At 69.0% G+C, this 19760-nt stretch carries 17 protein-coding genes; 12 read left to right on the top strand and 5 right to left on the bottom strand.

Translation table 11 applies throughout. The features are described 5' to 3' along the window. Nucleotides 1-37 precede the first annotated feature (37 nt). Nucleotides 38-400, top strand: coding sequence for a hydroxyisourate hydrolase (gene uraH, locus H5407_RS05205; RefSeq protein ID WP_183103367.1), 363 nt, complete (start codon nucleotides 38-40; stop codon nucleotides 398-400). Nucleotides 401-403: 3 nt separating this feature from the next. Further along, on the top strand, nucleotides 404-1216 hold the full coding sequence (xdhC, locus tag H5407_RS05200; protein ID WP_183103366.1) for a xanthine dehydrogenase accessory protein XdhC: 813 nt from the start codon (nucleotides 404-406) through the stop codon (nucleotides 1214-1216). Nucleotides 1217-1218: 2 nt separating this feature from the next. Here xdhC and H5407_RS05195 read toward each other — a convergent pair whose 3' ends face one another. Continuing rightward, the gene (locus H5407_RS05195; protein ID WP_183103365.1) at nucleotides 1219-1764 is read right to left on the bottom strand and encodes a copper chaperone PCu(A)C; all 546 of its coding nucleotides are present in this window, start codon (nucleotides 1762-1764) and stop codon (nucleotides 1219-1221) included. Nucleotides 1765-1983: 219 nt separating this feature from the next. Between H5407_RS05195 and H5407_RS05190 the strand changes: the two genes are divergently transcribed. After that, complete coding sequence (locus H5407_RS05190; RefSeq protein WP_183103364.1) at nucleotides 1984-3174, top strand: urate hydroxylase PuuD; 1191 nt, start codon at nucleotides 1984-1986, stop codon at nucleotides 3172-3174. 23 nt (nucleotides 3175-3197) lie between these two features. Further along, complete coding sequence (locus H5407_RS05185; RefSeq protein ID WP_183103363.1) at nucleotides 3198-4511, top strand: glycerate kinase; 1314 nt, start codon at nucleotides 3198-3200, stop codon at nucleotides 4509-4511. A gap of 18 nt (nucleotides 4512-4529) precedes the next feature. Here H5407_RS05185 and H5407_RS05180 read toward each other — a convergent pair whose 3' ends face one another. Beyond that, a complete protein-coding gene (locus H5407_RS05180; RefSeq protein WP_183103362.1) occupies nucleotides 4530-5117 on the bottom strand; it encodes a hemerythrin domain-containing protein in 588 nt (195 codons plus the stop codon). A gap of 120 nt (nucleotides 5118-5237) precedes the next feature. Between H5407_RS05180 and H5407_RS05175 the strand changes: the two genes are divergently transcribed. Both H5407_RS05175 and H5407_RS05170 read left to right on the top strand, forming a co-directional pair. Continuing rightward, entirely contained in the window at nucleotides 5238-5990 is a 753-nt protein-coding gene (locus H5407_RS05175; RefSeq protein WP_310737617.1) for a Crp/Fnr family transcriptional regulator, read from the top strand. A gap of 228 nt (nucleotides 5991-6218) precedes the next feature. Continuing rightward, entirely contained in the window at nucleotides 6219-7049 is an 831-nt protein-coding gene (locus H5407_RS05170; protein WP_183103361.1) for an HDOD domain-containing protein, read from the top strand. Nucleotides 7050-7089: 40 nt separating this feature from the next. Here H5407_RS05170 and H5407_RS05165 read toward each other — a convergent pair whose 3' ends face one another. After that, the gene (locus H5407_RS05165) at nucleotides 7090-8457 is read right to left on the bottom strand and encodes a tetratricopeptide repeat protein (protein ID WP_183103360.1); all 1368 of its coding nucleotides are present in this window, start codon (nucleotides 8455-8457) and stop codon (nucleotides 7090-7092) included. A gap of 388 nt (nucleotides 8458-8845) precedes the next feature. On the opposite strand from H5407_RS05165, the gene H5407_RS05160 reads away from it, so the two are divergent. Then, nucleotides 8846-9775 (top strand): PEP-CTERM sorting domain-containing protein, encoded by a 930-nt coding sequence (locus H5407_RS05160; protein WP_183103359.1) that lies wholly within the window; start codon nucleotides 8846-8848, stop codon nucleotides 9773-9775. Between the two features lie 108 nt (nucleotides 9776-9883). Here H5407_RS05160 and xdhB read toward each other — a convergent pair whose 3' ends face one another. After that, on the bottom strand, nucleotides 9884-12220 hold the full coding sequence (gene xdhB, locus H5407_RS05155; protein ID WP_183103358.1) for a xanthine dehydrogenase molybdopterin binding subunit: 2337 nt from the start codon (nucleotides 12218-12220) through the stop codon (nucleotides 9884-9886). Next, nucleotides 12217-13764, bottom strand: a complete 1548-nt coding sequence (gene xdhA / locus H5407_RS05150) for a xanthine dehydrogenase small subunit (RefSeq protein ID WP_183103357.1) — start codon at nucleotides 13762-13764, stop codon at nucleotides 12217-12219. The genes xdhB and xdhA overlap by 4 nt, the downstream gene beginning before the upstream one ends. 87 nt (nucleotides 13765-13851) lie before the next feature. Here xdhA and H5407_RS05145 point away from each other — a divergent pair, with 87 nt between their 5' ends. From H5407_RS05145 to H5407_RS05125, 5 genes are read left to right on the top strand one after another with little or no spacing between them, the layout of a single operon-like run. Further along, on the top strand, nucleotides 13852-14814 hold the full coding sequence (locus H5407_RS05145) for a LysR family transcriptional regulator (RefSeq protein WP_183103356.1): 963 nt from the start codon (nucleotides 13852-13854) through the stop codon (nucleotides 14812-14814). A 5-nt stretch (nucleotides 14815-14819) separates the two neighbouring features. Beyond that, entirely contained in the window at nucleotides 14820-16151 is a 1332-nt protein-coding gene (gene guaD, locus H5407_RS05140; RefSeq protein ID WP_183103355.1) for a guanine deaminase, read from the top strand. A gap of 24 nt (nucleotides 16152-16175) precedes the next feature. Next, nucleotides 16176-17717, top strand: coding sequence for an ABC transporter ATP-binding protein (locus tag H5407_RS05135; protein WP_183103354.1), 1542 nt, complete (start codon nucleotides 16176-16178; stop codon nucleotides 17715-17717). After that, complete coding sequence (locus H5407_RS05130; protein WP_183103353.1) at nucleotides 17704-18768, top strand: ABC transporter permease; 1065 nt, start codon at nucleotides 17704-17706, stop codon at nucleotides 18766-18768. Before H5407_RS05135 ends, H5407_RS05130 begins: the two co-directional genes overlap by 14 nt. 9 nt (nucleotides 18769-18777) lie before the next feature. Further along, nucleotides 18778-19704: an ABC transporter permease gene (locus tag H5407_RS05125; protein WP_404935591.1), complete on the top strand. Its 927-nt coding sequence runs from the start codon at nucleotides 18778-18780 to the stop codon at nucleotides 19702-19704. Nucleotides 19705-19760 lie beyond the last annotated feature (56 nt).

Below are 19760 nucleotides of genomic sequence, written 5' to 3'. Positions count from 1 at the left end.
CCGCTGGTCGGCAGCCATCCTCAGGACAGAGAAATCCATGGGCAAGCTCACCACCCACGTGCTGGACACCATGCACGGTCGCCCAGCCGCCGGCATGCAGGTCCGGCTTTACCGCCTGGATCCCGCGCCAGGCGGCGTGCCGCACCTGCTCAAGTCCCTGCAGCTCAATGCCGACGGTCGCGCCGATGGCCCCCTGCTGGAGGGTGAGGCCCTGCTGGCAGGCCGCTACCTGCTGGTCTTCGCTGTGGCCGACTATTTCCGGGGCCAGGGTGCCGAGCTGCCCGAGCCGGCCTTCCTGGACGAGGTGCCGCTGGATTTCGGCATCGCCGATACCGGAGCGCACTACCACGTGCCGCTGCTCGCCAGCCCCTGGAGCTACTCCACCTACCGCGGCAGCTGAAGCGTGGCTCCCTGGCAGGAACTCGCGCAATGGCTGATCCGCGGGCCGGCCGTGCTGGTGCGCGTGGCACAGGTGGAGGGCAGCGGCCCACGGGAGGTCGGGGCCTGGATGGCCGTCGATGCCTCAGGACTGCTGGGCACTATTGGCGGCGGGCAGCTGGAGCATGAGGCCATGGCCGAGGCCCGCGCCGGCCTGGCCGCCGGGCATGTGCTGCGGGCGCTGCGGCGCGTTGCGCTCGGGCCCAGCCTGGGGCAGTGCTGCGGCGGCGTGGTTCACCTCGAATTCGAATGGCTGGATGCCTCCCACGTGGCCGGCTTGCGTGAGCGCTTGGGGGGCGAGGCACAGTGGGCGCCCGTGGCGCTCTTCGGCGGTGGCCACGTGGGGCGGGCCCTGGTCGAGGTGCTGGCGCGCCTGCCCCTGTGCATCCATTGGGTGGACAGCCGCGAGGAAGTCTTTCCCGCGGGCCTGGACCCGCGGGTGAGCACCGAGCATTCCGAGCCCGTGCAGGGTGCAGTGCCAGGTCTTGCCCCGGGCAGCCGCGTGCTGATCATGAGCTTCTCGCACGCGGAGGACCTTGACATCCTCGCCGCCTGCCTGAAGCGCTGGCGCGAGCGCGCCGACCTGCCTTTCATCGGCCTGATCGGCAGCCGTACCAAGTGGGCGAAGTTCCAGGCCCGGCTGCGCGAGCGGGGCTTCAGTGACGCTGAGCTGGCGGCCGTGCACTGCCCCATCGGACTGCCGGGCATCACCGGCAAGCAGCCCGAGGTGATTGCGATTGCCGTGGCCGCCCAGCTGTTGAGCCTGCCGGGGGGCTGAGCTCAGTGCTTGTGCTCGTCGGGCGCCGAGGCCGCGCCTTGCTTGTTGCGACCCCTGCCCATGCCGGCGGGCATCCCGCCGCCCTGCATCATGCCCATGCCGCGCACGCTGGCCTTGACCTCCACGGTCTCGCGCTTCTTGTCCGCGCCTTCAAAGACCAGGCTCAGGGGCACGGTGTCCCCGTCCTTGATGGGGGCCTTCAGTTCCATGAGCATCAGGTGAAAGCTGCCAGGCTTGAGCTCCACGGCCTGTCCCGCAGGCAGGTCCAGGGCCTCGATGGGGCGCATCTTCATCACGCCGCCGTCCATCTTCATCTCGTGCACCTCGGCCACGCCGGCCACCGGGCTGCTGACGCTCACCAGCTTGACCGCCTTGGCGCTGCTGAGCTGCATGAAGGCGCCGGTGCTCTTCTGGTGCGCGACGGTGGCGCGCACCCAGGCGTCCTTGACACTGACCTGTGCCTGGGCCGCCAGGGCGGCACCGCAGAGGGCCAGGCCCAGCAAGGGGCGGGTGAAGACATGACGGAGGGACTTGGAAATGGGGGTCATCAACAGGGCTCCTGGAGCGGATTCAATGCCCTCAGTATGCCGTCAGGGCGGTGGCGCCCCCTGCGCCAGGTCCAGCTTTCGCACGGACGCCTGTTGGTGAGAAACTGTATACACTTCCGCTTCGGTCGCCGCGGCCGCCTGCTGCCTGACCGCAGCACATCCGCGACCTTCCCGGTTCACAGGGCCCGCTGTGGTGAGCCGCAATGGAGCTGATACCGCATGGAAAGCTATCTGCTGGACTGGGCCAATCTGCTGCTGCGCTGGCTGCACATCGTCACGGCCATCGCCTGGATAGGCGCCTCCTTCTACTTCGTCTGGCTGGACAACCACCTGCTCAAGCCGGAGGCCCCGGACCTCAAGGCCCGGGGCGTGGACGGCGAGCTGTGGGCCGTGCATGGCGGCGGTTTCTACAACCCGCAGAAGTACCTGGTCGCGCCGCCCAACCTGCCGCAGCACCTGCACTGGTTCTACTGGGAGAGCTACTGGACCTGGATGAGCGGCTTTGCGCTGTTCACCGTGCTCTATCTCTTCAATGCCGAGAGCTTCCTGATTGACCGCCGGGTACACGACTGGTCGGCCCCCGCGGCCATCGCCAGCGCCCTGGGCTTCCTCGCGGCGGGCTGGCTGGTGTATGACCAAATCTGCCGCCGCTTCGGTCACCGCAAGGACGGCAGCATCGGCAACGACGGCCTGGTGCTCGGCCTGATCGCGGTCTTCATCGCCTTCGCTGCCTGGGCGGCCTGCCAGCTCTTCGCGGGGCGTGCGGCCTTCCTGATCGTGGGCGCCATGATCGCCACCATCATGAGCGCCAATGTCTTCTTCTGGATCATCCCGGGCCAGAAGCAGGTGATCGCCGACATGCGCGCCGGTCGGCCCGTCAGCCCCGTCTACGGCCAGCGTGGCAAGCAGCGCAGCGTGCACAACACCTTCCTGACGGCGCCGGTGCTGGTCAGCATGCTGTCCAACCACTACGGCATGCTCTACAGCCATGCCTGGAACTGGGTCGTGCTGATCCTGCTGATGCTGGGCGGTTCGCTGACCCGCACCTGGTTCGTCAAGCGACACAAAGGCGTCAATGCCTGGCCGCTGCTGGTGGTGGTGGCGATGATGCTGGTGGCCCTGCTGTGGCTGGTGAAGCCGGTGGGCGCGTCCAGCACGGCGGCCATCGCTGAGCCGGCTCTGGCCCAGGTGCAGGCCGTGGTGGCCCAGCGCTGCGTCATGTGCCACAACGCGCAGCAGGCGCAGAAGGGCGTGCGCCTGGACAGCGCGGAGGCCCTGCAGGCGCAGGCCACCCAGGTCTACCAGCAGGTGGTGGTGCAGAGGAGCATGCCGCTCAACAACGCCACGCAGATCACCGAGGACGAGCGGGCGCTGATCGGGCGCTGGGTGCAGGCCGGCTCGCGGCCCTGAGGGGGCCGGCCTACACTGGCCCGATGGACCTGAACCCTCGTGAACTGCTGACCCGGCTCTACCAGGCTGCGGTCGATCGCGCGGCGCCGCTGCAGCTCTTCCAGCCCGGCCGCATCGACTGGACAGACCTGCTGGGGGCGCAGCCGCAGGACCTGCCCGGCCGCTGCCTGGTGATCGGCGCCGGCAAGGCCTCCGCCGCGATGGCGGCGGCGCTGGAAGCCCACTGGCCGACCGCGGCGCCGCTGGAGGGCCTGGTCATCACCCGACGGCACCACACACCGCCCTGGGCGGCGTGCCGCCGCATCGAGATCGTCGAAGCCTCGCACCCCGTGCCGGATGCTGCCGGCGCGCAGGCCGCGCAACGCATCCTAGAGATGGCGCACGACCTGCAGCCCGAGGACCGCGTCATCTGCCTGATCTCCGGCGGCGGTTCGGCCCTGCTGAGCCTGCCCCAGCCTGGGCTGAGCCTCGCCGACAAACAGTCGCTCAACCGCCAGCTGCTCGCCTCGGGTGCGTCCATCCAGGAGATGAACTGCGTGCGCAAGCACCTCTCGGTCATCAAGGGCGGGCACCTGGCCGCGGCCTGCGCGCCAGCGCGCGTCGCGACCCTGCTGATTTCAGATGTGCCTGGGGACGACCCCGCGGTGATCGCCTCCGGGCCGACGGTGCCGGATGCCACGCGCTGCGAGGACGCCCTTGCGCTGTGCCGGCGCTATGGGCTCGACTTGCCCGAGGCCGCCTGGGCGGGCCTGCAGGGCGGCACCTTCGAGACGCCCAAACCGGGCGACCCGCGCTTCAGCGGCCAGCGCGTGCTGATGCTGGCCACCCCGCGAATGAGCCTGCAGGCGGCGGCCGCGCTGGCCCGCAGCCTGGGCTTGGCGGTCCACGTGCTGTCCGACCAGATCGAGGGCGAGTCGCGCGAGATCGGCCGCATGCACGCGGCACTGGCGCAGTCCGTGGCCCGGCATGGCGAGCCCTTCACGCGCCCCTGCGTGATCCTCTCCGGCGGCGAGACCACGGTGAGCATGCCCGTCGGCCTGCAGGGCAGGGGCGGGCGGGCCACCGAGTTCCTGATGGGCTGCGCGCTGGGCCTGCAGGGAGAGCCGGGTGTGCACGTGCTGGCGGCCGACACCGACGGCATCGACGGCTCCGAGGCCAATGCCGGAGCCTTCCTTGGCCCTGACAGCCTCGCGCGCGCGCAGACGCTAGGCCTGTCTGCCGCGGACCTGCTGGCCCGCCACAGGGCTTATGACTTCTTTGAGGCTCTCGGGGATCTCTTCAGCCCCGGCCCGACCTACACCAATGTCAACGACTTCCGCGCGCTGCTGCTGCCTTGATCCGGCGCAATGGGGGCCTCAGCGAGGCTGACGCAGGTCAAGGCCGCGCCGGGCGGCCATCTCCTCACCCATGGCTTGCTGCTGGGCGGTGCTCAGACCGTGCTGCGCGCTGGGGAAGACGATCTGGTTCTCCAGCCGCACATGCTCCTTGTGGATATCGACGAAGGCGTCGCTGGCCCGCCAGAGCATGTCCAGCTGCAATGCGGGCAGCGGACCGTCGGGCTGGCCGTCGAGCTGGGTCAGCAGGGTGCGCAGCACTTCCCACTGCGCGTGGATGCGCTGGTGGTCGTCGCGAAGCCGGGCGCAGACCTCCTGCAGGGGCTCGTCGTCCAGCTGCTCCAGCACGGGGAAGACGTGCAGCTCTTCGTCCTGGTGGTGCAGGGGGGCGGCGATGTCGAAATAGCGCCGGATGTCCCCGGCGGCGTCGCGGGCGCTGACGTCCATGCCCTGGACCTTGAGATGCTGACACAGGCGCAGCAGCAGCTGCAGGCTGCGTTCCACCCGTTCATGGCAGGCCTGCAGCAGTTCGAAGGGCTGCTCATAGCTGCTGCCGAAGCGCTGCTCAGGCGCCTGACTCTGCGGAGCCTGGAATTTGATCTGGGCCATGAGGCTCATTGTGGCCGCTGCGGGCCACCGCTGGCAGCCATGTCCCTTTGATTCAGCGCAAGGACGCCGGCCAGGCCATGCGGGACAGTCTGCCCATCATCCTGGCACCCTGACCGACACGTGGACACCCTCGACAGCCGCAGCCTGCAATCCGCCCACGCCACCGTGCGTCCGGCCGGCTTTGACGCCGGCACCGTGCTGTGCCTGCCCTCGGACTGGACGCCCCTGCTTGGCACGCCGGCGCTGAGCATGACCGAGCTGCAGGCCCTGCAAGGCATGGCCACGCAGCAATGGGTGCCGGCGGGCAGCTTCGTCTTCACCCGGCAGCAGCCTGCCACGCAGCTGTATGCGGTGCTGGACGGCTCGGTGGGCCTGGGCCTGGCCCGTGCCGACGAGCCTTTCCACCTGGAGCGCACGGTGCGCGGCCCGCAGTGGCTGGATCTGGCCAGCGCCTGGCTGGGTGCCGAGCATGCGCAGGACGCCCGGGCGGTCAACGATGCCCGCGTCGTGGGCCTGCCGCTGCAAGCCCTGCGCAGCCTGCTGATGCGCCAGCCGGCGCTGCAGGAGCGGCTGCTGGTGGCGCTGGCGGGCACTGTGCACAGCCTCACCAGCGTCACTCACGATCTGATGCACAAGGACGCCGAGCGGCGCCTTGCGGCCTGGCTCCTACAGTCCTGCGAGCCTGTCAGTGAGCGCGAGGGGAGCGTCGCGCTGAAGGAGCGCAAGCGGGACATCGCCGCCCAACTGGCCATCACCCCCGAGACGCTGTCGCGCATGATGCGGCAGCTCAATCGCAAGGGCCTGATTGAGGTGCAGGGCTACCAGGTGCGCGTGCTGGACCTGCCGGCCCTGCGAGCGCTCGCAGGCGACTGATCCTCGACACCCGCCGCTCGCGGCTGCTGCGCCGCAGCATGCATCTTTTGCCCGCGGGCTTCTCGCCTTCGATCACCCTTCACGCCATCCAAGCGCGCTTCAAGCGTGACTTTTCACTGCGTCTGCATTGAAAAGCGTGGCGTGCCGGCGATACCTGCGTCGGGCCTGCTCATCTAGACTGGATCGACAGTCTGACCCAGACCTCATCTGTCCTGGAAGGAGCGCGCCGTGCTTGCAGCTGCAGAAAAGTTCTTCTCGAACAACAACCTCCTGCCCACAATGCCCGAGGTTGCCAGCAGGCTGCTGCGCAGCTTCGATGACGAGCGCATCAGCCTGGGCGCGATCGCCGAGCTGGTGGCCAAGGACGCCTCGCTGGCCGCCAAGGTGCTGCGCCTGGCCAACTCGGCGCGCTACAGCCCCTCGCACACCATCTCCACGCTGCAGGACGCCGCGGCCACGCTGGGCATGGACAGCCTGCGCAACCTGTCCCTGGCGGCCTGCATGTGCGGCGCCTTTCCTTCCGTCTCGGGCCTGGACCGAACCCTGTTCTGGCGCCACAGTCTGGCCACGGCCGGCTATGCGCGCATCCTGGGCCGCATGCTGCAGCTGGACGCTGACACCACCTACCTCGCCGGCCTGATGATGCGGACAGGCCAACTGATGATGGCCCTGTCGGACCCCGTCCAGGTGGCCGACGTCGAGAACCATGCTTCCGAGCCTGGCAGCCGCTTCTCGCTGGAGATGCATCGCTTTGCTTGCACCCATGCCGACGTGACGGCTTCCCTGGCGCAGCACTGGCATTTCCCGACGGCCTTGGTCGAGGCCTTCAGGGATGCCAACGCCCCGATGGAGATCCGGCCCTTCTCCCTGATGGCCGCGGTGCTGCACATGGCCGAGGTGCTGGCCGACGCCCAGCAGTCGCACGAGGACCCCGTCAAGGCCCTGCATGCCGCGGTGCCAGAGCTGGTGGCCCACGTCCACCTTGACATGGACTACCTGCGCGCCAAGCTCCAGGCTGCCGGCGACCTCAGCTCAGACGCAGACCTGCTGCTGCACTGAAGTCCCGGTGCGGGGGCGGCCCCCCCCTGCCACGACGGGGTCAGGTCTTGCCGCCCGCCTTGCCCAGTGCGGCGAGGCGCTTGCGGGCATCCTCCATGCCGTCGAACTTTGCCCCCGACTTGAGCGATTCCTGGTAGGCCTGGGCCGCCTGGGCTGCCTGGCCCAGCTTCTCAAGGACCAGGCCCTGGCGGTACTTGAGATAGGGCAACTGTGGAGCCAGCTTCTGGGCCTGCTGGATCGAGCGCAGCGCCGCCTCGGCATCGCCACTGGCCAGCTGTACGGCGGCCAGGGTGTCCAGGAAGCCGAAATTGCGCGGTTCCAGTTCCACCGCCTTGCGCGCCCACTCCAGCGCCGACCCCAGGTCCTTTTGCTGCTGGGCGGCCAGCCAGGCCATGTTGTTCCAGGCGCCCGCCAGCTTGGCGTCGGCCTCGCTGGCCTTGCGGTAGGCCGCCATGGCCTCGGCGGTCTTGCCCTGGGCTTCCATGAGGTTACCCCACTTGAGATGCAGCGCGGCGGAGTCCTCGCCCTTGCTCTGCGCGGCGAAGCGCTCGTAGTCCTGCTGGGCCGCAGGCCAGCGTCCGGCGCCTGCCTGCAGGTCCAACAGCAGCAGCTTGCTGCGCGCCAGGGCGGGGTCCAGGGACTCTGCCTGGCGGGCCAGCTCAACGGCCTTGTCCCAGTTGCGCTGAGCGGCATGGATCTCGGCGCTGGCCAGCAGGGGCAGGGGATTGCGGGAGGCGAGCCCGCTGCATTGCTCGAAGGCCTTCAGCGCGCCGGCCAGGTCCCGTTGCGCCACCAGGGCGCGTCCCAGGCCGAAGGCGGCGGCAGGGTGCTGGGGATCAGCCTGGCTGGCCATGCGGAAGCTGGCGGCGGCTTCCTTGGCCTTGCCCTGGCTCAGCTGCAGCTCGCCGAGGTCCAGCAGCGCGGGCGTGTACTTGGTGTCAAGCTTGGTGGCCTGCTGGAACTGGCGTTCGGCGTCGGCCGCCTTGCCTTGCGCGGCGGCCAGCCGCCCGGCGGTGGTCAGGACCTCGGCCGAGCGCGGGGCCAGGGCCAGGGCCTTCTGCACCAGCTTCTCGGCGGCCGCTACATTGGAGCGGCGCAGCTGCACGTCGGCCAGACCCAGCAGGGGCTCGTAGGCCTTGGGGGCCAATTTGGCGGCCAGGTTGAATGCGGCATCGGCCTCGGCCCACTGGCCCTTGTCCAGGGCCTGGTTGCCCTTGCGCCAAGCTTCCTCGGCCTCGTGTTGGCTTAGCAGGGCGCTGTCTGCCCCCAACGGGCGGGGGCCGCCGGCCTCGCGCTGCGCCAGGCGGGTCTTGTGCGCCGTCTCGTTGACCACCGGATTGGCAAAGGCCGGCAGGCTCAGGGCGAGAGCCAGTGCGATGACGAGGCGATGGGGTCGGGGCAATTGCATGGCATCGATGGGCGGGCAAGGGCGTGTCCAAGCCTGCCAGTAGAAGAGGGTTGGATGGGATGGTCCGCTATTGGAGCCCAAGCGACCGCATTTGTCCTCCCACCTGAATGCAGGGCCGGCCGGTCTTGGGTAACGGGCGCCGATGGTTGCCGTCCAGATGAGCAGGCCTATTGGATACCAGTATGTGGCCAGTTACGCCTTACCCGTCAATGTAGGGGTGTCGGGTGCTTTGACAGAAAGATTTGAATCATTTGGAAACAATTTTACAAGTTATTGATTTTGCTAAATAAAACGCACTTGGCACGGCATGTGCATCAGACTTTGCGCAGTCACCGCCCGGCTTTGTTACGGGCGGGACTTGTAACGAATCTACTTACGGAGAAACAAGATGAAGGCATACAAGGTTCTGGCTGGCCTGGCCCTGGTGGCAGGCAGCTTCGCAGCACAAGCTGCTCCGACGGTGCTGGACACGGGCATCCTGAAGATGGGCGTGGCTGACAACGGCGGCCTGGGCGCTCTGGGCGTGGGCCTGTCCGGCCCCACCGGCGATGCCATCACCCCGGGCTGCCTGTGCGAAGGCTGGGGTGCTGCTGCTGGCGGCGCTTCGGGCTATGTGTACGGCATGGGCGGCACCGGTGTGGTGTCGGCTCTGACCACCACCACCACCGCTTCCGGCGCCGGTCTGTCGGCTCAGTCCGTGGTGATGCTGTCCAACGGCCTGCAAGTCACGCACAAGTACTCGTACGCTGCTGGCGGTTCGCTGTTCAAGATCGAAGTGGTGCTGACCAACACCACGGCCGGTTCCCTGAGCGACGTGCGTTACGCCCGTACCCTGGACTGGGACGTGACCCCGGGCTACTTCGGCAGCAACTACACCACCGTCTACGGCGGCACGCCCACGGGCCCTGGCGGCAAGGTGCTGCACACCTCCACCAACCCCTTCGCCGTGCCGAATCCCATGGTGTTCCGCGCCCAAGAGGCCGACACCAATGTGGTGAATTCCGTGGGTGACAAGGGCGGTTACTTCGTCTTCGGCTTCGGCGCCCTGAACGCCGGTGAGTCCACCTCCTTCAACACCTTCATCGGCGCTTCGCGCTCCGTGGGTGGCCTGAAGGCAGCCCTGGGTTCGGTCGGTGTGGAAGCCTACTCCTACACCACTGGCAACAGCGTGGCTGACGGCGACTTCGCTCCGGCCTACGGCTATGGCTTCGCAGGTCTGGGCCTGCCCCCGTCCCTGGTGCCGGAACCTGGCTCCCTGGCTCTGCTGGGCATCGCCGCCATCGGCGCTGGCCTGATCGGTCGCCGTCGTCGCGCCTGAATGGTCTGACACCTGCCGCACCGGCGGCAGGTCAAGACCTCAAGATCGAACCCCGAGTGCCGCAAGGCCTCGGGGTTTTTTCATGGTGGCGAGCGATCGCAGTCGCGTTCAGAAGGCCTGCAGGGCCTGCAGGACTCGCTCTGCCGTGGCTGGGGCCCTCAGAGGCGGAGCCGCCGGATTGACGCCGGCTACGGCGTCCTGCAGGGCGAGCAGCACGGCGAAGGGCAGCAGCAGCGGCGGCTCGCCGACGGCCTTGGAGCGGTGGATGCTGTCGGCCCCATTGGGCCGCCCGAAGAGCTTCACCCGGAAATCCAGCGGCATGTCGTTGGCCGTGGGGATCTTGTAGGTGCTGGGCGCGTGGGTCAGCAGCTTGCCGCTCTGGGGATGCCAGCGCAGCTCCTCGGTGGTGAGCCAGCCCTGGCCCTGCACGAAGGCACCTTCGACCTGGCCGATGTCCAGCGCCGGGTTCAGCGACTGGCCGACATCGTGCAGGGCATCGGCGCGCAGCACGCGGTATTCGCCCGTGAGCGTGTCCACCAGCACCTCGGCCACGGCCGCGCCGAAGGCGAAGTAGAAGAACGGCCGACCCTGCAGGGTCTCGCGATTCCAGTGCAGGCCGGGCGTGGCGTAGAAACCCTCGCTCCACAGTTGGATGCGGCGCAGGTAGGCCTGCCGCACCAGTTGGACGAAGGGCAGGGCGGTCTCGGGCCGGTCGGTCACCCGGACCAGCCCCTCGGACCACAGCAGGGACTCCACAGGCGCCTGCAGCATCTCGGCGGCCAGGGGCTCCAGCCGCTGGCGGATGCGCCGTGCGGCGTCCTGGGCGGCCTTGCCGTTGAGGTCGGCACCGGTCGAGGCAGCGGTGGCCGAGGTGTTGGCGATCTTGCTGGTGTCCGTCGCGGTGGCTCGCACGGCCGCCAGCGGCAGGCCCAGGGTGTGGGCCACCACCTGCGCCACCTTGGTGTTGAGGCCCTGGCCCATCTCTGTGCCGCCGTGGTTCACGAGCACCGAGCCGTCCGTGTAGACATGCACCAGGGCACCGGCCTGGTTCAGGTGGACGACGTTGAAGGAAATGCCGAACTTCAGCGGCGTGAAAGCCAGGCCGCGCTTGAGCACGGGGCTGTCGGCATTGAAGGCCGCGATCTCGGCGCGACGACGGGCATAGTCGCAGTCCTGCAGCAGTTGCTCGCACAGCGGATGCAGGAGGTTGTCCTCCACGACCTGCCCGTAGGGCGTGATGTTGCGCCCGTCTTCATCGGCATAGAAGTTGCGCTGCCGGACCAGGGCCGGATCCAGGCCCAGGCGACGCGCAATGCCGTCCAGGATCACCTCCATGGCCAGCGCACCCTGAGGGCCGCCAAAGCCGCGGAAGGCGGTGTTGCTCTGTGTGTGGGTGCGGGCGCAGAAGCCATGCAGGGCCACGTTCGGCAGCCAGTAGGCGTTGTCGAAGTGGCACAGGGCGCGCGTCATCACTGGCGCCGAGAGGTCCGCCGAATGGCCGCAGTTCGCGATGAGATCGACCTCGGCGGCCAGCAGTCGGCCCGTCTCATCGAAGCCCACGTCCCAGCGGTAGTCGAAGCCATGCCGACGGCCGGTGATGAGAAAGTCGTCATCGCGGTCCAGGCGCAACTTCACGGGGTGCTGCAGCCGGTGCGCCGCAATGGCGGCCACACAGGCGAAGAGGGCCGACTGCGATTCCTTGCCGCCAAAGCCGCCGCCCATGCGCCGGCATTGCACCTGCACGCGATGGCTTTCCCAACCCAATGCGTGGGCCACCAACTGCTGCATCTCGGAGGGATGCTGGGTGGAGCAGTGCAGCAGCAGCCCGTGGTCTTCCTGCGGCAGCGCGTAGCTGATCTGGCCTTCCAAGTAGAACTGCTCCTGGCCGCCTACCGACCATTCGCCCTGCCAGCGATGCGGCGCAGAAGCCAGAGCCGCCGCCGCATCGCCGCGCTGCAGGTGCATGGGAGGCACGACGTATTGCCCGGCGGCATGGGCGTCCAGCGCCGTCAGCAGCGCAGGCTGGGCCTCGCACTGGATGAAGCGCGCGGCCTGGGCTGCCGCGCGCCGCGCCAGCTCCCGGTCGCTGGCAATCACGGCGAAGACGGGCTGCCCGAGATAGCGCAACTCGGCGTTGGCAAGGATGGGGTCGTCATGCAGCAGCGGGCCGCAGTTGTTCTCCCCCGGGATGTCCTCGGCGGTGAATACCGCCACGACGCCGGGCAGGGCCAGCAGGGCGGCGCGGTCCACGCCCAGCAGGCGCCCGTGGGCCACGGGGGACAGGCCCAGGGCGGCATGCAGGGTGCCGCGCAGCTCGGGCAGATCATCGGTGTAGCGAGCCTCGCCGCTGACATGCAGGGCCGCCGATTCATGCGGCCGGCTGCTGCCGACCACGGAGGCGGGCGTGAGTGTGTCCGCGCCAATGGGGGTGCAAGCCTTGTTCATGGCTGAGCTCCGGGCACGGGCTGTTGGCCATCGCGTCCCAGCTGTGTGGCCCACCAGATGCCACTGCGCGCTGCGGGCAGGGGGCTGTCGCTGCGCGTCTCTAGCCAGAAGCGCCGCAGCAGGTTGCAGGCGACCTGCATGCGGTAGGCCGCCGAGGCACGCAAGTCGCTGAGTGGCTGGAAGTCCTGTGTCAGGGCCTTGGCTGCGGCCTGCAGGGTGCCTTCGTTCCAGGTCTGGCCCAGCAGCGCGGCTTCTGCCTGCGGGGCTCTCCTGACAATGCCCGCCATGCCGCCATACACCAGCCGCGCCTCGCGGATGCGCCCGTGCTCGTGGCGCAGCGCGAAGACGCCACAGACGGCGGAGATGTCGCTGTCGTAGCGTTTGGCGATCTTGTAGCCGCGGAGCTGCCACTCACGGCCCGGAAGGGGCAGATGCAGGGCCTCGACAAACTCGCCCGGCTGCAGCGCGTTCTTCATGTAGTCGAGGTAGAAGTCCTGCAGCGGGAGGCGGCGTTGCGCGGCGCCCAGGCGCAGCACGATCTCGGCACCCAGTGCGATCAGGGCCGGGGCGCCGTCACCGATGGGTGAGCCGTTGGCAATGTTGCCTCCTAGCGTGCCTGCGTGGCGCACCGGAGGCGATGCGAAGCGCAGCCACAGTTCGCGCAGGGCGGGAACCTGCTCCACCAGCGCGGACCAGGCATCTTCCAGCGAAACGGCCGCACCGATCCACAAGCCGGGCTGGCCATCAGGCCAGGGCTCGGCACGCAGCTCGCGCAGGGCAGCCACGCTCAGGGTGCTGATCAGCATGCCCACGTCGCGATGCTGCTTGTTGACCCACAGGCCGATGTCGGTCGCGCCCGCCACCAGGCGCGCCTGCGGCCATTGCTGAAGAAGCGCGGCCAGGGCATCCAGGCTGCGAGGGGCATGGAACTGGCGGGGCGCCTGCTGGGCGGGATCGTGGGACTCATAGGCCAGCGGTGCGTCCTCGCGCAGCCGGCGCAGTGCGGCCGCGGCAGGGGCGGTGTCGAGGCGCTGGGCGGGCGGCTCGAACATCTGCTCGCCCGCGTCCAGGATGGGGCGGTAGCCCGTGCAGCGGCACAGATTGCCTGCCAGGCCATCGGCCAGCTGCTGGCGGCTGGGGCGTGTTCCGGCCGCCTGGTGCGATTCATAAAGGGCCTGCAGGCTCATGGCGAAGCCCGGCGTGCAGAAGCCGCATTGCGAGCCGTGATAGTCAACCAGGGCCTGTTGCACAGGATTGAGCTGGCGCGAGGAGCCCAGGTCCTCGACGGTGAAGAGCGCCTTGCCGTCCAGCATGGGCAGGAACTGGATGCAGGCATTGATGTTGCGCAGCTGCAGGCGGTCCTGGTCATCGAGCTCGCCAAGCAGTACCGTGCAGGCGCCGCAGTCGCCTTCGGCGCAGCCTTCCTTGCTGCCGCAAGCATCGGCAGACTCACGTAGCCAACGCAGCACGGTGGTCGTGGGGGGCTGCTCGCGCACCTCCTGGATCTGGCCGCGGAAGAAGAAGCGGATGGGGCGTGTGTTCATGAGAATCCTGTTCCAGCTTCGCACCTTACGCGCGCGACTGCGCGGAAGAGATATGCTCAATCCGATAGTGGATATCAGTGGGCGAATATGGCGGAAGCGGCGGCACTGGCCAAGATCGAGCTTCAGCTCATCCGGGTCCTGCATACATTGATCAGCGAACGCAGCGTTTCCCGGGCCGCCCTGCGGCTCGGCAGCTCGCAACCGGCCGTCTCCGGCCAGTTGCGGCGTCTGCGTGCGCTCACGGGCGATCCGCTGCTGGTGCGCAGCGGCCAGGGCATGGCGCCCACGCCCACGGCCCTGGCGCTGCAGGAGCCGGCCGCGCGCCTGCTGCTGGAGGCGCAACGCATCTTCAGCCCGCGCCAGCGCCTGCAGGCCTTTGAGCCGGCCACTGCCCGGCAGCGCTTCCGCATTGCCGCCAGCGACTACCTCGACCCCGTCTTCCTGCCCGGGCTGGTGGCCCGCCTGCAGCGCGAGGCCCCGGGCGTGCAACTGGACCTGCAGGCCCTGTCCGCGGATTTTGATTACCGCGCCGCCCTGGCCCGCGGCGAGGTGGATCTCGTCATCGGCAACTGGCCCGAGCCTCCCGAGGAGCTGCACCTGGGCCGCCTCTTCAGCGACGAGCTGGTGGTGCTGATGAGCCAGGACCACCCCATGGCACGGGCTCCTGCGCGAAGCTGGACGCTGGAACGCTACCTCGACTGCCAGCATCTCGCGCCCATGCCCTTCGCCGCGAACCAGCCGGGCTTTGTGGACCAGCACCTTGCCAGCCTGGGCCTGAGCCGCTGCGTCGCCGTGCGCAGCGCCCATTTCGGCCAACTGCCGCTGATGGTGGCTCACAGCCTGCTGGTGTTGACGACGGGTCGCCAGTTCTGCAGCCGCTTCGTGGACCAGCTGCCGGTGAAGATCCTGCGCTGCCCCGTGCCTTTCCCGCCCTTGAACTACTACCAGCTCTGGCATGAGCTGGGCCATGCGGCGCCTGCGCATCGCTGGCTGCGCGAGCAGGTGCGCGAGCTCGCCCGCGAACTCGTGCGAACGGCCCCGCGCGCTTGAACCCCATGACGAAAGAGAACGTGACTGCCCCCTCCCGCCTCGCCCTGCGCGGCGACCTCCTGGATTTCACCGGCACGCCCGCCTGGGGCGTGCTGGACGACCCCGCCGTGCGCTTCCGCCCGGATCACTGGCTGCTGATCGAGGGCGGCCGCATCATCGGCGCCCAGGCCGAGGATCCCGACGCCTGCTGGACCCGTGAGGACCACCGCGGCCGCCTGATCCTGCCCGGCTTCATCGATACCCATGTCCACTGCCCGCAGCTGGACGTCATCGCCAGCTACGGCGCCGAACTGCTGGACTGGCTCAACACCTACACCTTCCCCGCCGAGCAGCGCTATGCCGACCCCATCGTGGCCCGGGCCGGCGCCGAGCGCTTTCTGGACGCCCTGCTGGCCCATGGCACGACCTCGGCCATGGTCTTCCCCACGGTGCACAAGGTGTCGGCCGAGACGCTCTTCGAGGCTGGCCGCCAGCGCGGCATGCGCCTGCTGACCGGCAAGGTGCTGATGGACCGCCACGCCCCGGATGGCCTGCGCGACGATGTGGACCAGGCCCGGCGCGACTGCGAGGATCTCATCAGCCGCTTCCACGGCCAGGACCGCCTGGGCTATGCCGTCACCGTGCGCTTCGCCCCGACCAGCACGCCGGCCCAACTGGCCATGGCCGGTGACCTCTGCCGGCAGGACGCCTCGCTGTACATGCAGACCCATGTGGCCGAAAACCGGGCCGAGGTCCAATGGGTGGCCCGGCTGTTCCCGGAAGCCCGCAGCTACCTGGATGTCTACGACCGCGTCGGCCTGCTGCACGAGCGCGCCGTGCTGGCCCATGGTATCTGGCTGGATGCGCAGGACCGCGCCCTGCTGGCGCAGCGGGAGGCGCAGCTGGCCTTCTGCCCCTCGTCCAACCTCTTCCTGGGCAGCGGGCTCTTCGACTGGGTGGCCGCGCGAGAGGCCGGCTTTGCCGTCAGCGTGGCTTCGGACGTGGGCGGCGGCACCTCGCTGTCCACCCAGCGCACCCTGGGCGACGCCTACAAGGTGCAGGCCCTGGGCGGCCGCCGCCTGACGGCCTGGGCCGGCCTGCATGCGGCCACGCTTGGCGCGGCGCAAGGCTTGGGGCTCTCGCATGAGATCGGGCACTTGGGCGTGGGTACACTGGCCGACGTCTGCATCTGGGACTGGGCCTGCGGCCCGGTGGCCGAGGCGCGCTTCGCGGTGGCCCGCGAACTGCACGAGAAGGTCTTTGCCTGGATGACGCTGTCCGATGAGCGCAATCTGGCGGCTGCCTATGTGGCCGGCGTGGTGCGGCATCGGCGTCCGGATACCTTGTCCCACCCTTGAAACGCAGAAGTCTTGCTGATCGTCATGGCTGAACCCGTCCCCCGACTCGAACTCCAAGGCATCAGCAAGCAGTACCCGGCCGTCAAGGCCAATGATGGCGTCTCGCTGCGGGTGATGCCCGGCCAGATCCAGGCCGTGCTGGGGGAGAACGGCGCGGGCAAGTCCACGCTGATGAAGATCATCTACGGCGCTGTGCAGCCCGACGAAGGCCGCCTGCTGTGGAACGGGCAGGCCGTGCAGGTGCGCAGCCCTGCGCAGGCCCGGACACTCGGCATCAGCATGGTCTACCAGCATTTTTCGCTGTTCGACACGCTCAGTGCCGCCGAGAACGTCTGGCTGGGCTTGGACAAGTGCCTGAGCCTGGCCGAGGTGCGGCAGCGCATCCGCGAGCTGTCCGCCGCCTATGGGCTGGAGGTGGACCCGGAGCGCCCGGTGCACACGCTGTCGGTGGGCGAGCGCCAGCGGGTGGAGATCGTGCGGGCCCTGCTGACGAACCCCAGCCTCCTGATCCTGGACGAGCCCACCTCGGTGCTCACACCTCAGGCCGTGCAGAAGCTGTTCGAGGTGCTGCGCCGTCTGGCGGCCGAGGGCTGCGCCATCCTCTACATCAGCCACAAGCTCGACGAGATCCGCGCTCTGTGCCAGCACTGCACGGTGCTGCGCGGCGGCAAGGTCACGGGCGAGTTGGACCCGCGCACGGTGGACAACGCCGCGCTGTCCCGCCTCATGATCGGCAGCGAGCCGCCGCGGCTGCAGGCCGGCCAGCGTCAGACGGGCGCGCCGGTGCTGCGCGTACAGGGCCTGGACCTGGCCACGGACAACCCCTTCGGCACCACCCTGCGCGGCCTGGCCTTCGAGCTGCGCGCGGGCGAGATCCTGGGCGTGGCCGGTGTCAGCGGCAATGGCCAGCAGGAGCTGCTGGCCGCGCTTTCGGGCGAGGATCCGCGCGCGCCCCGCGGCAGCATCCGCCTTTTCGATGGCGACATCGCCCAGGCCAGCTGCCGCAAGCGCCGCAAGCTGGGCCTGCATTTCGTGCCTGAGGAACGTCTTGGGCGCGGTGCCGTGCCCAGCCTCTCCCTGGCCGACAACATCCTGCTGACCCGCACCGAGGCCGTGAAGGCCGGCGGTTGGCTCCACAAGGCCCAGGCCCGACGCCTGGCCGAGGAGCTCATTGCTCGCTTCGGCGTGCGCTGCGGCGGCTCGGGGGCAGCGGCCCGCAGCCTCTCGGGGGGCAATCTCCAGAAGTTCATCGTGGGCCGCGAGATCGATGCAGCCCCCAAGCTGCTGCTCATCGCACAGCCCACCTGGGGTGTGGACGTGGGGGCGGCGGCCCAGATCCGGGGCGAGCTGCTCAAGCTGCGCGACGCCGGCTGCGCGCTCCTGGTCTTCAGCGAGGAGTTGGACGAATTGTTCGAGATCAGTGACCGCCTGGTGGTGATGGCGCAGGGCCGCCTCTCGCCCAGCCTGTCGGTGGCCGAGGCCACGGTGGAGCGCATTGGGGCCTGGATGTCCGGCCTGTGGGACAACGCCGAAACGAGCAAGGAGGCGTCCCATGCTGCGGCTTGAGACCCGCCCCGAGCCCTCGCGCCTGATGGCCCTGGCCTCACCGCTGATGGCCTTGGCGCTGACCACCCTGCTGGGCGTGCTGCTCTTCCTCGCCCTGGGTAAGGACCCGCTGCGCGGCCTGCAGATGTTCTTCTGGGAGCCCATCCGCAGCGCCTATGCCTGGAGCGAGCTGGGCCTCAAGGCCACGCCCCTGATCCTGATCGCCCTGGGCCTGGCCCTGTGCTTCCGGTCCAACGTCTGGAACATCGGCGCGGAGGGGCAGTTCATCGTCGGCGCGCTGGCGGCGGGCTGGGTCGCGATGCAGGCCGATGCGCAGACGGGCCGCGGCATCGTCGTGCTGGTCCTGCTGGCCGGCGTGCTGGGCGGCATGGCCTGGGCGGCGATCACGGCCATGCTGCGCGACCGCTTCAATGCCAACGAGATCCTGGTGAGCCTCATGCTGGTCTATGTCGCCGACCTGCTGCTGGGCTACCTGGTCTACGGCCCCTGGAAAGACCCCAACGGCTATAACTTCCCGCAGACCATCACCTTCGCGGCGGCCACCAAGATCCCGCGGCTGTTCAGCGGCTGGCGGGTCAACATCGGCGTGCTGGTGGCCCTGGGCGCAGTGGCGGGCTTCTGGCTGCTGATGTTCCGCAGCTATGCGGGCTATGCGCTGCAGGTCGGTGGCCTCGCGCCGGCGGCGGCGCGCTATGCGGGCTTCTCCTCGCGCCGGGCGCTGTGGACCGCGCTGCTGCTGTCCGGCGGCATGGCGGGCCTTGCCGGGGCGCTGGAGGCGGCCGGGCCGCTGGGCCAACTGACGCCGCATGTGCCCGCGGGCTACGGCTTCGCAGCCATCATCGTGGCCTTCGTGGGGCGCCTGCACCCGGTGGGCATCGTGGGCTCGGGCCTGTTGATGAGCATGTTCTACATCGGCGGCGAACTGGCGCAGTCTCGCCTGGGCTTGCCCAAGTCCATCACCGGCGTCTTCCAGGGCCTGCTGCTGTTCACGCTGCTGACCTCGGACACACTGATCCACTACCGCGTGCGCTGGGCGCGCAGGGCTGCCTGAGGTCGCATCATGGATCTGAACTCACTCGCCGCCCTCGTCGCCGCGACGCTCAATGCGGGCACCTTGCTGGCCCTGGCGGCACTGGGACTGCTGATCAACGAACGCGCCGGCGTCCTCAACCTCGGTGCCGAGGGCATGATGCTGGTGGCCGCCATCGCCGGCTTTGCCACCGGCGTGCACACGGGCAGTGACAGCCTGGCCTTCCTTGCCGGCATGGCCGCGGGCGCGGCGCTGGCCGGGGTCTTCGCGCTGCTGGTCCTGTGGCTCAACACCAACCAGTACGCCGCCGGGCTTGCGCTGAGCCTCTTCGGCGCGGGCTTCTCGGCCTTCGTGGGCCAGGGCTATGTGCAGGAAAAGCTCTCGGCGCGGCCCAGCTTCGCTATTCCCGGCTTGAGCGATCTGCCCTTCGTCGGCACGGCGCTTTTCAAGCAGCATCCCCTGGTCTACGGCGCGATGGCGCTGACGGCGGGCCTGGCCTGGTTCTTCTACCGCTCGCGCGCCGGGCTGGTGCTGCGCGCGGTGGGCGAGTCGCCCGAGTCAGCCCATGCCCTGGGCTATCCGGTGCGCCGCATCCGCCTGCTGGCCGTGCTGGCCGGCGGTGCGCTGTGTGGCCTGGCCGGGGCCTATGTCTCGGTGGCCTATACCCCGCTGTGGGTGGAGGGCATGATTGCCGGCAAGGGCTGGATCGCTCTGGCCCTGACCACCTTCGCCACATGGCGGCCGGCCCGCGTGCTGCTGGGCGCCTATCTCTTCGGTGGCGTCACCATGCTGCAGTTCCATCTGCAGGGGCAGGGGGTGGAAGTGCCCAGCCAGTTGCTGTCCATGTTGCCCTACCTGGCGACCATCGTGGTGCTGGTGGGGATCTCGCGCAACGGCGGCTTCATCCGCGCCAACATGCCGGCTTCCCTGGGCAAGCCATTCCATCCGGGCGGCTAAGATCGCCGGCTGGAATTTTCTGCAGTCTTCACCCCGTCATTCCCCTCGCGGGATTT

The sequence above is a fragment of the Mitsuaria sp. WAJ17 genome, assembly GCF_014174515.1.
Classification (GTDB): Bacteria; Pseudomonadota; Gammaproteobacteria; order Burkholderiales; family Burkholderiaceae_C; genus Roseateles_B.
This window is presented reverse-complemented; position numbering and strand designations above follow the sequence as displayed.